10 protein-coding genes and 3 pseudogenes are annotated in these 14,387 nt (G+C 73.1%); 8 read left to right on the forward strand and 5 right to left on the reverse strand.

Translation table 11 applies throughout. The features are described from left to right. Positions 1-11 precede the first annotated feature (11 nt). Positions 12-227, reverse strand: a pseudogene (locus tag AB0I22_RS02645) (TetR-like C-terminal domain-containing protein); the annotation flags it as partial. Between the two features lie 2 nt (positions 228-229). Here AB0I22_RS02645 and AB0I22_RS02650 point away from each other — a divergent pair. Continuing rightward, positions 230-592 (forward strand): annotated as a pseudogene (locus AB0I22_RS02650) (zinc-binding dehydrogenase); the annotation flags it as partial. Between the two features lie 96 nt (positions 593-688). Here the strand turns inward: AB0I22_RS02650 and AB0I22_RS02655 are convergent. Next, a complete protein-coding gene (locus AB0I22_RS02655; RefSeq protein ID WP_363128776.1) occupies positions 689-2,065 on the reverse strand; it encodes an aspartate aminotransferase family protein in 1,377 nt (458 codons plus the stop codon). 98 nt (positions 2,066-2,163) lie between these two features. On the opposite strand from AB0I22_RS02655, the gene AB0I22_RS02660 reads away from it, so the two are divergent. The 3 genes from AB0I22_RS02660 (at position 2,164) to AB0I22_RS02670 (ending at position 4,336) form a co-directional block, all read left to right on the forward strand. Further along, positions 2,164-3,078: a LysR substrate-binding domain-containing protein gene (locus tag AB0I22_RS02660; RefSeq protein ID WP_363129087.1), complete on the forward strand. Its 915-nt coding sequence runs from the start codon at positions 2,164-2,166 to the stop codon at positions 3,076-3,078. Between the two features lie 176 nt (positions 3,079-3,254). Further along, complete coding sequence (locus AB0I22_RS02665; protein ID WP_363128777.1) at positions 3,255-3,629, forward strand: hypothetical protein; 375 nt, start codon at positions 3,255-3,257, stop codon at positions 3,627-3,629. 83 nt (positions 3,630-3,712) lie between these two features. Further along, positions 3,713-4,336, forward strand: a complete 624-nt coding sequence (locus AB0I22_RS02670) for an SRPBCC family protein (protein ID WP_363128778.1) — start codon at positions 3,713-3,715, stop codon at positions 4,334-4,336. 128 nt (positions 4,337-4,464) lie between these two features. Here AB0I22_RS02670 and AB0I22_RS02675 read toward each other — a convergent pair whose 3' ends face one another. Next, entirely contained in the window at positions 4,465-5,283 is an 819-nt protein-coding gene (locus tag AB0I22_RS02675) for an RNA polymerase sigma factor SigF (protein WP_363129088.1), read from the reverse strand. 331 nt (positions 5,284-5,614) lie between these two features. Between AB0I22_RS02675 and AB0I22_RS02680 the strand changes: the two genes are divergently transcribed. Then, on the forward strand, positions 5,615-6,001 hold the full coding sequence (locus AB0I22_RS02680; protein ID WP_363128779.1) for a metalloregulator ArsR/SmtB family transcription factor: 387 nt from the start codon (positions 5,615-5,617) through the stop codon (positions 5,999-6,001). Between the two features lie 49 nt (positions 6,002-6,050). Continuing rightward, a complete protein-coding gene (locus AB0I22_RS02685; protein WP_363129089.1) occupies positions 6,051-9,086 on the forward strand; it encodes an HAD-IC family P-type ATPase in 3,036 nt (1,011 codons plus the stop codon). 564 nt (positions 9,087-9,650) lie between these two features. On the opposite strand, the gene AB0I22_RS02690 is transcribed toward AB0I22_RS02685, so the two are convergent. Both AB0I22_RS02690 and AB0I22_RS02695 read right to left on the reverse strand, forming a co-directional pair. Continuing rightward, complete coding sequence (locus AB0I22_RS02690) at positions 9,651-11,033, reverse strand: hypothetical protein (RefSeq protein ID WP_363128780.1); 1,383 nt, start codon at positions 11,031-11,033, stop codon at positions 9,651-9,653. A 104-nt stretch (positions 11,034-11,137) separates the two neighbouring features. Beyond that, positions 11,138-12,577, reverse strand: a complete 1,440-nt coding sequence (locus AB0I22_RS02695; RefSeq protein ID WP_363128781.1) for an LCP family protein — start codon at positions 12,575-12,577, stop codon at positions 11,138-11,140. Between the two features lie 239 nt (positions 12,578-12,816). Here AB0I22_RS02695 and tatA point away from each other — a divergent pair. Further along, a pseudogene (gene tatA / locus AB0I22_RS02700) lies at positions 12,817-12,969 on the forward strand (Sec-independent protein translocase subunit TatA); the annotation flags it as partial. A gap of 279 nt (positions 12,970-13,248) precedes the next feature. Beyond that, entirely contained in the window at positions 13,249-14,187 is a 939-nt protein-coding gene (locus tag AB0I22_RS02705) for a beta-ketoacyl-ACP synthase III (protein WP_363128782.1), read from the forward strand. Positions 14,188-14,387: the final 200 nt, after the last annotated feature.

Below are 14,387 nucleotides of genomic sequence, written 5' to 3' on the forward strand. Positions count from 1 at the left end.
CGCGGTGACGCCTACGGGCGCGGGCTCCGGACCTCTTCCCGGATAGCCACCGCCTGCCGCCGCTCCCCCACACCCACCAGCAGGTCCTCCAGCTCGGCCGCGAACAGCCGGTCGGGGTCGAAGCCCATGCCGCCGAAGCGGCCCGCGAGCTCCAGGGACAGGACGCCGTGCAGCCGCATCCAGAACGCCAGGACCCGGCGGAGTGCCGCGGGCGTGGCGGGGTGGCCCTCGGGTCCGCCTGCTCGCGCCCGGCGGGGTGGACGCCGTCTTCGACCACGTGGGCGCCCGGAGCGCCGTCGAATCCTGGGGCTCCTGGCCGATCCTGAAGCTGTTCGGCCGAGTGCGGCTGTGGACCGCGCTGCCCAACCGCCGCAGCGCCTGCTTCTTCAACAGCTGAGCCGGCCGCACGTACGCGAAGAACCGGCTCCGGGCCCGTATCGCCGCCGACCTCGCCCAGGAGGTCTTCGCGGCCCTCCAGCGCGGCGGCATCAAGCCGCGCATCGCCGCCCGGCTGCCACTGGCCGAGGCAGCCGAAGCGCTGCGGCTCGCCGAATCCGGGACCGTCGCGGGAAAGGTCGTCCTGCACCCGTGAACGTACGGGCAGGGAAACGCCCCTCGCTCAGCGTCCGGCGCGGGCCGCTCGGAGTCCGGTGCAGGTTGCTCAGGCTCAGCGTCCGGCGCGGGCCGCTCAGAGTGCGGCGCTGGCGTCGCCGATCGCCTGGTCCAGGACTTCCAGGCCGAGCGAGAGCTCGTCCTCGGTGGCGGTCAGCGGCGGCGCGATCCGCAGGACTCCGCCCATGCCGGCGATCTGGACGATGTTGGTGTGCAGGCCGAGTTCGAGGCAGCGCCGGGTGACCCGGGCGCCCAGCTCGTGCGAGCTGCGCTTGGTCTCGCGGTCGACGACGAGTTCCACCCCGGCCAGCAGCCCCCGGCCGCGCACGTCGCCGACGACCTCGTGGCGGTCGGCGATATCCGCCAGGCCCCGGTGGAGGAACGCGCCGAGCGAGCGGGCGCGTTCGTCGAGCCTGCCGTCGAGCAGGACGTCGAGGACGGTGTTGCCGACGGCGGCCACCAGCGGGTCGGCGGCGTGCGTGGTGAAGAACAGGAACCCGCGCTCGTACGCCTCCCGCTCGATCTCGGCGCTGGTGACGACGGCCGCGAGGGGCAGCCCCGCGCCTAGCGTCTTGGACAGCGTGAGGATGTCGGGGACGATGCCGTCGCGCTCGAAGGCGTACCAGGTCCCGGTGCGGCACAGGCCGGTCTGGGCCTCGTCGAGGATCAGCAGCATGCCGCGCTCCCGGCACTTCTCGTGCAGGGCCGCGAAGTAGCCGAGCGGCGGCTCGATGATCCCGCCCGAGCTGAGGATCGGCTCCACCAGGCACGCGGCGAGGCTGCCGGTCGACTGGGCGTCGATGAGGTCGAAGGCGAAGTCGAGCTGGCGGCGCCAGTCCAGGGAGCCGTCGGCGGTGGTGAAGTCGGGCCGGTACGTGTTCGGCGCGGGTATCGCGAAGTTGCCGGGCGCGGCCGGGCCGTAGCCCTTGCGGCCCGCGCTGTACGTGGCGGAGGCGGCGGCCTGCGTCATGCCGTGCCAGGAGCGGGCGAACGAGACGATCTCGTGCTTGCCGGTGACCAGCTTGGCCATCCGGATCGCGGCCTCGTTCGACTCCGCGCCGGTCGTCAGCAGCAGTGACTTCTCCAGCGGCGCGGGCAGCGTGCCGGCCAGCCGCCGCGCGAGGTCGACCACCGGGCGGCTGAGCATGCCGCTGAAGAGGTGGTCGAGGGTGGCCACCTGGCGCTGGACGGTTTTGACGATCTCCGGGTGCGAGTGGCCCAGCACCGCGCTCATCTGCCCGGAGGTGAAGTCGAGGAGCTTCCGGCCGTCCTCGGTGTAGAGGAAGCTCCCGGCGGCGTGGTCGATGATCTCGCGGGTGAACTCGCCGCCGTAGCGGACCACATGCCTCTCTGCGTCGGCCCAGAAGGACTCGGCGGAGGACGCGTCCGCGACGGGGGCGGGAGCCGGGACAGCGGGTGTGGCGGAGGGCGAAGCGGGGGTCGAAGCAGCCATGCCGCGACCGTAGGGCGCGCGGAAGAGGCGCGTCCATCTCACGATTCCGGCCGTCCTGTTCGGCTCGACCGCACAGTGCGCACGACAATGACGGCGTGATGAATCCCTGGAGGCTGCGGCTGCTGACCCGGCTGGACACGCTGGGCACGGTCCGGGCGGTCGCCCATGCCGCCAACATGAGCCCGTCGAGCGTGTCCCAGCAGCTCGCCGTGCTGGAGGCCGAGACCCGCACCCAGTTGCTGGAACGTACGGGGCGCCGGGTGCGGCTGACCCCGGCGGGGCTGATCCTGGCGCGGCGGGCGCGGGCGATCCTCGACCACATGGACAGCGTCGAGGCGGAGCTGCGCGGCTTCGGCGAGGAACCGGCGGGGCTGGTGCGCCTCGCGTCGTTCCAGAGCGCGATCCACACGCTGGCCGTGCCGGCGGTGACCCGGCTGGCACGCGCGTACCCGCACCTCGACGTGGAGCTGCTGGAACTGGAACCGCACGCGAGCCTGCCCGCGCTGCGGGGCGGCGACGCGGACATCGTCATCACGACCACGGACTTCGACGAGCTGCCGCTGGGGCCGGACCTCGATCTCGTGCCGCTGGCCACGGACCCGATCCGGCTGGTGCTGCCGCCCGATCACCCCGCGGTGCGGGGCGGGGCCGTGGACATCGCGGCCTTCGCGGACGAGCCGTGGGCGTTCGACATGCCCCAGTCGTACATGGCCAATCTCGCGCTGCGGCTGTGCCGCCAGTCGCGGTTCGAGCCGCGGGTGGTGGGCCGGTTCAGCAACTACATGATGGCCCTCCAGCACGTCGAGGCCGGGCTGTCCATCGCGCTGCTGCCCGGCCTGGCCGTCGACCACAGCCGCTACCGCGTGGCCACCCGGGAGCTGGCGGCCCCTGTGACGCGCACGATCACGGCGGCCGTCCGCCGCGGGTCGCCGCCGCGCGCGGCGGTGCGGGTGGTGCTGGACGCGCTGCGCGTTTCCGAGCCGCCGGCCGGCCCTCTGGCCGCCCCTCGCTAACTGGCCACTCAAACTTTCGTTAGGGGTTGTAACTCAACCCCTTGACGACGCATGTTCACTGTCGTTATAACTTCTAACGAAAGGCAGAGCAGTTAACAATCCCGGTGGTGCGGCGCCTCGAACCCGACCGTCCGCCGCACCTCGCACGTCGGCCACTCGCACCCGAGGAGAACGTCATGTCAGCCATGTCCACGGCGCCCGCGGCCCCCACCGGCACGGACCGGCGCGTCCCTCCGGCGGTGACCGTCAGCGCATGGGCGGTCCCGGTGATGGTCCTCGGGCAGTTCGCCCTGCTCGCGTCCGTACCGGTCGCCATCGCGCTGATCGCCGCCCTCGCCCGGGTCCGCGACCGGGCGGTGCGCGGGGCGGCCGGGCTCCTGGCCGCCGTCTTCGCGATCCCGCTCGTGGTGTGGCTGGTACGTCCCGACGGCGCGCAGAGCCTCTCCAAGGACATCCACCCCGGATTCGTCGCCCTGATCGTCGCCGCGTCGGCCGCGCTCATCCTCGCCGTGCACCGCGCGGCCCGTATCCGGCGCGCCTCGGAGCGGTGACGACGGCCCGACGCCGCCCCGGCCACAGCCTCCACCCACCGCCGTCTCACCCACCCGATCACCCGCCCGACAAGGGGAACCCCATGCCCAGCGCCCGCGCCGCCCTGTTCGCCGTCCCGCTCGCCCTCGGCGTCCTCGGCACCGCCGTCGCCCCCGCCGGGGCCACGTCCCACCACCACCGCCCCAGCACCTCCCTCACCTGCCGCGGCGAAGGCGTCGACCCGAAGGCCGCCGTCCGCTACAAGATCGCGACCCTGATCCACGCGCCGCTGAGCACCGTCTGGAAGCTCCAGACCCAGGTGGAGCGCTGGCCGTCCTGGCAGGCCCACGTCGAGGGCGTGAAGCGGCTCGACCACGGCCGCTTCCGCGAGGGTTCGGCGTTCCACTGGACGACCCCGGTCCCCGCCACGTCCTCGACCCCCGCGTCCACCATGGGCATCACCTCGACCGTCCAGCAGCTCAAGCGCAACTCCTGCCTCCGCTGGACGGGCCCCGCGGACAGCGAGGGCATCCACATCGACGGCACCCACGTCTGGAACTTCACCAAGGTCAGGGACGGCGTCCTCGTCCGCACCGAGGAGACCCACACCGGTCCCCAGGTCGACGCGAACGTGCCCGAGGCGACCGCGATCCTCAAGGCCGGCCTCGACACCTGGGTGAGCGAGCTGAAGACCGCCGCCGAGGCCCGTAGCGGCTGCCGGCACTGAGCCGCGCGAGCGCGCCGCTGCCCTCCTCACGCACAGCGCGCGAGGAGGGCAGCGGACTCGGCCGGGCGCTCTCCCGGCGGAGGGGTTCTTACAACAAGGCGCCTATACGGATATACGGATATACGGACCTACGAGGCCGGCTGGGCCAGCAGGCCCGCGCGGAGCCGGGTCAGGATGCGGGAGAGCAGCCGGGAGACGTGCATCTGGGAGATGCCCAGCTCCTCGCCGATCTCCGACTGGGTCATCTCGCCGCCGAACCGCATCCGCAGGATCTGCCGGTCGCGGTCGCCGAGCCCTTCCAGGAGCGGCTTGAGCGCGGTGACGTTCTCGACGCCCTCCAGCCCCGGGTCCAGCTCGCCCAGCCGGTCGGCGAGGGCGTTGCCGACCTGCTCGGGGGCGTCGTCGGCGGGCATGTCGATGGAGCCGGCGGTGTAGCCGTTGCTCGCGACGATGCCCTCGATGACCTCTTCCTCGCTGAGGCCCATGTGCGCGGCGAGGTCCGAGGCGGTCGGAGTGTGGTCCAGCCGCTGCGCCAGTTCGGCGGCGGCCTTGGCGAGGTCCACCCGCAGCTCCTGGAGCCTGCGCGGCACGTGGACGGCCCAGCTCGTGTCGCGGAAGTGCCGCTTGATCTCGCCCAGGATGTACGGCACGGCGAAGGTGGTGAATTCCACCTCCCGGCTCAGGTCGAACCGGTCGATGGCCTTTATCAGACCGATCGTGCCGACCTGGACGATGTCCTCCATCTGGTCGGCCCGGTTGCGGTAGCGGGCCGCGGCGAACTTCACAAGGGACAGGTTGATCTCGATAAGAGTGTTACGCGCGTACTGGTACTCGGCCGTCCCCTCCTCCAGTACCGCGAGGCGGTCGAAGAAGAGCCGCGACAAATCGCGTGCGTCGCGCGGCGCCACCGCGGCAGGCTCCTCGATGTACGGCAGCTCGCCCACCATCGCAACTGTCCTGACCGTCTCGCCCGCGATAATCACGTCGCCCTCCCTGGCATTCTCGTGTCAGCGATGGCGCGCCTACCCGAAGTCTTCGGCGCTATGCATGGCTTGTCGCGGCGAGAACGACAAGTGGGTTCACGGACCCAAACGTTACTTGGCGGTAGGGCCCGGGGTTCCGGGCCATCGCGCCGGGTGTCGCCGCAGCCTTCCCATCCACCGTCCGATCCGCCTTCCGATCCGCCTTCCGATCCACGACGGCAGGCGGTTCCGACGCCTAGAATGACCCTTTCGGGGCGTCGGGACAGCCCCGGCCGACAGGGGCAGGAGAGCGACAGTGGCGGCAGGCTTCCGGAGAACCGAGGGCACGGAGGGCGTGCAGGACCCGCCCGCCCACGTCCTGTCGGAGGCGGCCGCGGCCTTCGGTCTGCTGGCCTCCTCGGCACGGCTGCACATCGTGTGGGCGCTGGCGCAGGGCGAGAGCGACGTCAGCGGGCTCGCCGAGCGGGTGGGCGGCGCGCTGCCGGCGGTGAGCCAGCACCTGGCGAAGCTGAAACTGGCGGGGCTGGTGCGGTCGCGCCGCGAGGGCCGCCGGGTGGTCTACCTCGTGGACGACCCGAACGTGGTGACCATCGTGCGGCTGATGGTCGGGCAGCTCGCCGCCCGCGACGCCGACGCCGATGCCGGATCGAGGTCCGGGCGCGTGCGTGGCCTGGGTGCCTGAGGCCGTCGCCGGCCCCGGTTCCACGAGCTCGACCGCACGGACCGCAGCCATCCGGACCAGGGGCGCGGGCAGCACACTTCAGGCGCTGCGCGCCCTGGAGAGCGGGCCGCGCGGGCTGCTGGAGTCGGAGGCCGCGGAGCGGCTCGCGCTGCACGGCGGCAACACGGTGCCGGGCCGGCGCCCCACCCCCTGGCCCCGCCGCTTCGCGCGCAGCCTGCGCGACCCGTTCACCGCCGTCCTGCTCTGCCTCGGCCTGATCTCCGCGACCGCGGCCTCCTGGGGCACGTCCCTGGTGATCGCGGTGCTGGTCACGGTCAGCTGCGCGCTGCGCTCGACCGGCGAGCACCGCGCCGACCGGTCGGCGGCGGCGCTGCGCAGCCTGGTCGCCACCACCGCGACCGTGCAGCGACGCCAGGACGAGGCGGCCGAGGCGGCCCCGCCGCGCACCCGCGAACTGCCGGTCGACGAGCTGGTGCCGGGCGATGTGATCCGGCTCGGCCCCGGTGACCTGATCCCCGCCGACGTACGGCTGCTGCGGGCGACCGGGCTCACCGTGCACCAGGCCGCGCTGACGGGCGAGTCCGTGCCCGTCGCCAAGCACGCCCCGGACGCCGCCGGGCGCACGGGCGTCCCGCCGAAGGTGTCGCGGGCCGCGGACGCCGTCCCCTTCGACCAGCCCCACCTCTGCTTCCAGGGCAGCAGCGTCGCCTCGGGCAGCGGCACGGCGCTCGTCGTCGCCACCGGCTCGGACACGGTCTTCTCCGGTACGTACGCCCGCCGGCGGCGGCAGCGGCCCGCGACCGCCTTCGACCGCTCGGTGAACGGGATCTCCTGGACCCTCATCCGGTTCATGCTGCTCACCGCGCCGCTGGTGCTGCTGGTCAACGCGCTGGTGCGGGGGCGCGGCATGGAGACGCTGCCGTTCGCCGTCGCGGTCGCGGTGGGGCTCACGCCCGAGATGCTGCCGGTCATCGTCACGACGGCGCTGGCGCGCGGCGCCGCCCGCCTCGCGCGCGGCGGCAAGGTCATCGTCCGGCGGCTGCCCGCACTGCACGACCTCGGCGCGGCCGACGTCCTGTGCATCGACAAGACCGGCACCCTCACCCAGGACCGCCCCGCCGTCGACCGCGCCGTGGACGCGGACGGCGCGCCCGACCCGGACGTGCTGCACTGGGCCGCCGTCAACGCCCTGTGGACCTTGCAGCTCGCCGAGCTGCCCGCGCCCGACGCCCTCGACGAGGCGATACTCGACGCCGATGAAGAGCACGGCTCGACCGCCGACGACACCACCGGCATCGACGCCCTCCCCTTCGACGCGGCCCGCCGCCTGTCGACCGCCGTCGTACGCGCGCCCGGCGGCCGTACGGGCCAGGTGACGCTGGTCGTCAAAGGCGCCGTCGAGGATGTCCTGGAACGCTGCTCGCATGTCGCGGCGGGGGGCGCGGAGGAGCCGGACGGGGCCGGTCCGCACGCCCGCCGCGCGCTCGGCTGCGAGGAGGGCGCGCGTACGGACGTACACGCCGCCGAGCCGCTGGGACCCGGGGCGCGGGGCCCCGAGGGGGCGGTACGCCCGTACGGCGTGGAGCGCGGCGAGGAACTCCGCGCGGTGGCGGACGACGGCGCGGTACGAGCCGAAGGCGGTTCTGTACGGGCCGAAGGCGACGCCATTCGGGCCGAAGGCGACGGGGTACGAGCCGAAGGCCACGCGGGTGACGCCGTGCGCCCGTACGGCCAGGAGCACAGCGGCGGTATCGGTACCGGTACCGCCGACGGCGCGGGCGGTCCAAGGCCCGGGCTCCGGATCGTCGGCGCCGGCCCGGCGGAGCGCCGCGGCACCGCCGGGGCGCGCGCGCTCGACGACGGCGAGCGGGCGCGGCTGGCGCGGCTGGCCGAGGAGAGCGCGGCCGACGGGCTGCGGGTGCTGGCGGTGGCGCTCGCCGACCGGCCCGCGCGCGGCCGTCCGTTCACGACCGCCGACGAGCGCGGTCTGACCTTCATCGGCTTCGTCTGCCTGCGCGACACCCCCGCGCCGACCGCCGCCGACGCGCTCGCCGTCCTCGCCCGGCGCGGCGTCGACGTCAAGGTCCTCACCGGCGACCACCCGGGCACGGCGGCCCGCGCCTGCCGCGACCTCGGTCTGGAGCCCGGCGAGGTCGTCACGGCGGCCCGTATCGACGCGTCGGACGACGCGGCGCTCGCCGAGCTGGCCGCCGGTACGACCGTCTTCGCGCGCTGCTCGCCCGAGCACAAGGCGCGCGTCGTGGCGGCGCTGCGGTCCGCCGGGCACACCACCGGTTTCCTCGGCGACGGCGTCAACGACCTGGCCGCGCTGCACGCCGCGGACGTCGGGATCTGCCCGCGCGACGCGGTGGACGTGACGCGGGAGGCGGCCGACGTCGTCCTCGCCTCGAAGGACCTGACCGACCTCGACCAGGCGATCGTCACCGGCCGCCGCTCGACCGTCAACATCGCCGCCTATCTGCGGATCACGCTGTCCTCGAACTTCGGCAACGTCATAGCGATGCTGGCGGCCGGGCTGATGCTGCCGTTCCTGCCGATGCTCCCGGCCCAGGTGCTCGTGCAGAACCTCTGCTTCGACGCCGCGCAGCTCGCGCTCGCCTTCGACCGCCCGGGGCCCGGCGCGCACCGCCGGCCCACGGTGCTGCGCCCGCGCGCCCTGACCCGCTTCGTGTCGGGCTTCGGCCTGCTGAACGCCTGCGCGGACCTGGCCACCTTCGGAGTGCTGGCGCTGGCCGTGCCCGCGCTGGCCGCGGGGGCGGGCCAGGAGGCGTTCCACGCCGGGTGGTTCACGGAGAACCTGCTGACGCAGGCGCTGGTCATCCTGCTGCTGCGCAGCGGGCGGCGCGCCTCCGTGCCGGTGCGGGCGGCGACCGCCGCGCTCGCCGTCCTGGCGCTCGCGCTGCCGCTGTCGCCGCTCGCGCCCGCGCTCGGCATGACGGCGCTGCCGCCCCTGTACTACGGGCTGATGGCGGTGGTGCTCAGCGTGTACGGGACGGTGCTGGCGCTCGCCGCAGCGCGGTACGACCGGCGAGCGGCGGCACGGGAGGCAGCGGCCCGGGGCTGAACCCCGCGACCGGCCGCGCACCGGCCCGGTCACCGGCCGACGCCGTACCCGTCGACCACTGCCGCGCGCGTCGGCCGCGGCCGAACACGCCGGTCACGGCCGTACCCACCGACCGCTGACTGACGCGCCGACCGCGGCGCGGTACGACCGGCGAGCGGCGGCACGGGAGGCGGCGGCCCGGGGCTGAACCCCGCGACCGGCCGCGCACCGGCCCGCTCACCGACCGGCGCCGTACCCGTCGACCACTGCCGCACGCATCGACTGCGGCCGAACACGCCGGTCACGGCCGTACCCACCGACCGCTGCCGTATGCGCTGGTCACGGCCGTACGCGCCGACCGCTGCCGTACGCGCTGGTCACGGCCGTACGCGCCGACCGCGGCGGTCACGGCACCACCGGCCGCCACCGGCCGCGGCGCCGAAGCCCCCGTCACGGCCGTACTCTCCGGCCAGGACGTCGTGCGCCGGACACGGCCCCGCCGCATCCGCCCCGCCCGGACCGTAACCGCCGACCACGGTCAGGCTCAGCGGCCGCCCACCGCGCCCCGGCGGCCGCCCGCCACCGTCACCAGTCGCCGCCGAACCCGCCGCTGTCGCCGAAGCCGCCCCCGTCGCCGCCGCCGAAGCCGCCGCCGAAGTCGCCGGGGTTGAAGTCGCTGCCGGAGTTGTCGCCGCCGTCGAAGCCGCCGCCGCCGTCGTCGCCGCCGGACGGGCCGGAGTCGGCGTAGGCCGGGCCGGACATCATCGAGCCGAGCATGGTGCCCATGAGCAGGCCGGGCAGCATGCCGCCGCCGAAGTAGCCGCCCGCCCACGGCCCGTACGCCGGTCCGGCGTTCCAGTACGGCTGCGGGCCGTCCGCGGTCTGGACGGTGCGGGACATGGGCTCCTCGCCGTCGGCCAGCCGGGCGGCGTCCGCCGCGCAGGCCGGTACGGTCCGCTGGGCGCCGCCCGCCGGGGCCCACTCGACGTCCTGCACGGACGGGCCGTGGCGCGGGTCGAAGAAGCAGGGCACGCGGCGCTCGGGCAGCGGCTTCTTGGCGCGCCGCGCGGCGAGGGTGGCCAGCGCGAACCGGCCGTCCTCCAGGGCCTCGGTGACGCCCTGCACGTCCTGCGGCTTGGCGGCCTCGCCCATCCGCGACTTGGCGGTGTCGTACGCGTCGAGGGCGTGGGTGTAGTCCTCGCGCATCGCGTCGTCGGCGCCGGGGCCGCCGGGCGTGAAGTCGAGCCGGTCCAGCTCCTCGCCGAAGGCGGTGATGTCCTCGTCGACCACCACGCGCAGCGTCTCCAGCTCGGCGCGCTCGCGCTCCTCGCGCTTCTTCTTGCTGCGGCGGTAGAGGGCGTACGCGCCGCCGCCGCCCGCGACGACGATGGCGGCGCCGGTGATCAGCCCGGCCGTGCTGGACCCCGAGTCGGAGTCGGAGCCGCCGCTCCAGGAGTCCGGGGCGTGGCCCTTGGCCTGGTCGTCGGCCTGGTCGACGAAGCGGTTGAGCATGCCCTTGGTGTCGTTGCCGTAGGAGGTGCGCACGGCGTTGGAGAGGTTCTGCACGGAGTTCCGGGACATCACGCGGGCGTCGGCGCCCGCGTTGAAGCCGGTGTCGCCGAGGTGGATGGCGTAGACGCCGGTGATGCCGGTGAGGCCCCGCAGACTGTTCAGCAGCTTGTCGTTCTTCGGGAACTCGGAGGTCTCGGGCAGGACCGCGACGAAGACCGGCTTGCCCGCGTCCTTGATCTTCTTGGCGAGCGCCTCGGCGTCGGCCTCGGGGAGCTGGTCCTTGACGCGCGGGTCGACGTAGACGGGGCTCTTGCGCAGCTCATCGGCGACCTTGGGGAGGCCGGTGGAGGAGTCGGCGTGGGCCGGCGGCGCGAACAGACCCGCGCCGGCCAGCGCGAACAGGGCGGCGAGCAGGGCCAGCAGTGGCCTGGGCAGCGCCCTACGGGTGGCGGGCATGGGGGTTCTCCTCCGTGCGGTACGAAACATATGGGTGCGATACAGAAATTACTCGCCGTTTACTCGGAAACGGATCACGCGGGTGGACGGTTCCCATGGCTCGGTCACCCGTACGACAGGTCGGCGCAGGGGTCGGTGTCCGCCGAGCGGGACTTCTCCTTGACCTTGGTGGGCGCGTCGGGCGTGGCGTCCTTGCCGTCCTTGGAGCTCTCCGGGGACGCCGCGTACGTCTGGCCGACCACGACGGCGACGCCGTCGGCGGTGACCTGCTGCAGCTGCGCGCCGGGGAAGAGACCGGCCACGGTCTTCGCGTGGGCCTCGGCGCCGGGGCCGTACTGGACGACGGTGCCGGTGTGCGTCTGCGACTTGGCCGTGTCGGTGCCGGTGACGGTGAACTTGTGGGACTTGAGCTCGTCGGCCGCGCGGGCGCCGAGGCCGGGGACGGTGGTGCCGTTGTAGACGGCGACCGCCACTCCGTCGCCGGAGACCGACTCCTTGGACGGGCCGCCGTCCTTCTTCGGCTTCTTGGGGTCGTCCTGCTTGCCGCCCGCGTACTCGCCGTCGAGGGTGCGGTCCGCCCGCAGGGTCGCCCACAGGTTGTCGGCGTTGGGCTGGACGATCGCGACCCGGGCGCCCTGGTAGCGCCAGGGCACGGTGATGAAGTTGATGTTGTGCAGGTCGATGTTCTTGAGGGACATCGCGAAGGAGAGCAGCTTGTCCGCCGAGCCGAGGCCGGGGTCGACGATCAGGGACTTGGTGGCCGCGTCCGCGAGCGGCAGCAGCGTCGTCGGGTTGAGCCCCTGGCCCTTGATCTTCTTGATCAGGCTGGAGACGAACGCCTGCTGCCGCTGGATGCGGCCGATGTCGGAGCCGTCGCCGATGCCGTGCCGGATGCGCACGTAGTCGAGCGCCTTCTGGCCGGAGACGGTCTGCTCGCCCTTGGGGAAGATCTGCTCCCCGCGCGATTTCCGGTTGGGGTTGAGGTCCCCCTGGTAGACGTCCTTCGGCACGCACACCTTGACGCCGCCGACGGCGGAGGTCATCGCGGAGAAGCCCTCGAAGTCGACGACGACGGTGTGGTCGACGCGCATGCCGGTCATCTTCTCGATGGTGTTCTGCGAGCAGGCCGGGTTGCCCTTGGGGCTCTGGCCGACGGAGAAGGCGGCGTTGAACATGGTGTTGTTCTGCTCGTGGGTCCAGCTGCCGTCGGGCAGCTTGCACGGCGGTATGTCCACGAGGCTGTCGCGGGGTATGGAGACCCCGACCGCGTGCTTGCCGTCGCCGTAGATATGCAGCAGGAACGCGGTGTCGGAGCGCCCCACGTCGTCCTTGTCGCCGCCGCCGAGCTTGTCATTTCCGCCGGTACGCGCGTCGGAGCCGATAATCAGCACGTTCTGTCCGGCTGCGCTGCTCTTCGGGCGTTCTCGGGCGATTCCGTCGGCGGCGAAGGTGTTGATATTCCCGTTGAGCTTGAAGTAGACCCACCCGGCCCCCGCGGTCGCCAGCACCACCAGCGAGACCCCGATCACCAGGAAGAGACGCATGCGCCTCTTCTTCGGTTTGCCCCTATTGCCACGAGTATTCCCACGAGCTCCGCGAGCCCCACGCGTCCCGCGATTCCCGGTCATGTACGCACCACCTTGCTCACGTGCCTCTTTCACACGGGCTTCCGGGAAATGAGACGGACTACCACGGGCATTGATTGTTCAGTTGCGCAATCTAGCAAGTAATGTGGGGTGCTCAGTGACCCCCGTTGGGACGAGTGAAGAGAGGTGGGGCCGCCGTGCTGCGCAATGCCCTTGAGCCCTGGCACCTGCTCATCCTGGTGCTGGTGATCGTCGTGATCTTCGGTTCGAAGAAGCTCCCGGACACCGCACGCGCACTGGGCAAGTCCCTGCGCATCATCAAGAGCGAAACCAAGGCCCTCAAGGAGGATTGACACCTGGCCGACCTGCGGGTTGCGCCAGTTCTGGCGGCCGAACGTTGGTGGATCACGTGCCCGCGCACCGGGCTCGTACGGTCGAGACTTGAACAGTCGGGATGTGTACGTTCGAGACCTGTGTCCGGGGGACGCTCCGGGTGCCCCTGGGCGCCCCCGGGCTCCTGCTGAGCCTGTGCCTGCGAGCATCTGTGCGTCCCCACGAGGCTTGAACCGTCCCACGTCTGACCGCCCCAGGCTGGAACCATCCAGCAGCTCCAGCAGGAGGAACCTCCGATGACCGGGTCGCGCGTACTCGCCCTCGGCCACTATCAGCCGGCCAAGGTGCTGACCAACGACGACCTGGCGGCCATGGTCGACACGGACGACGAATGGATCCGCACCCGCGTCGGCATCCGCACCCGCCGGATCGCCGAGCCGGACGAGACCGTCGACGCGATGGCCGCCCACGCCGCCGCCAAGGCGCTCGCGAACAGCGGGCTCGCGGCCTCCGACATCGACCTCGTGCTCGTCGCCACCTGCACGGCCGTGGACCGCAGCCCCAACACCGCCGCCCGCGTCGCCGCCCGGCTCGGCCTCGCCGCGCCCGCCACCATGGACGTCAACGTCGTCTGCGCGGGCTTCACGCACGCCCTCGCCACCGCCGACCACGCGCTGCGCGCCGGGGCCGCCGCCAACGCGATCGTCGTCGGCGTCGAGAAGTTCACCGACGTCGTCGACTGGACCGACCGCAGCACCTGCGTCCTGGTCGGCGACGGCGCGGGCGCCGCCGTGGTGACGACGGCGGCCGAGCCCGGCATCGGCCCGGTGGTCTGGGGCTCCGTCCCGGAGATGGGCCACGCGGTCCGCATCGAGGGCACCCCCTCGCGCTTCGCGCAGGAGGGCCAGACCGTCTACCGCTGGGCCACGACGCAGCTGCCGCCCATCGCCCGCAAGGTCTGCGAGCGGGCCGGGGTCGAACCGGCGGACCTGGCGGCCGTCGTCCTCCACCAGGCCAATCTGCGCATCATCGAGCCCGTGGCGCGGAAGCTGGGCGCCGTCAACGCCGTGATCGCCACCGACGTCACCGAATCCGGCAACACGTCGGCGGCCAGCATCCCCCTCGCGCTCTCCAAGATGATCGAGCGCGGCGAGATCGCGCCCGGCGCCCCGGTCCTCCTCTTCGGCTTCGGCGGCAACCTCTCGTACGCGGGCCAGGTCATCCGCTGCCCTTGAGGGACCGCCGGGCCCGGCCGGAGCGGGGAACGGTCCGAGCGGGGAGCCGTCGGAGCGGGAAGCGGTCGGCGTCCGCCGGGGGCGCGGCATCCGATCGGCGTCCGTTCGACTCGACGCGGCGCGCGCCGAGTCCGTCCGGCAGGCGTCCGATTCGCCTACGTCCGTCCACGTCCGGCGCGGGGCCGACTCGGCTTCCGTCG

This window comes from Streptomyces sp. NPDC050610 (assembly GCF_040654875.1).
GTDB lineage: Bacteria > Actinomycetota > Actinomycetes > Streptomycetales > Streptomycetaceae > Streptomyces.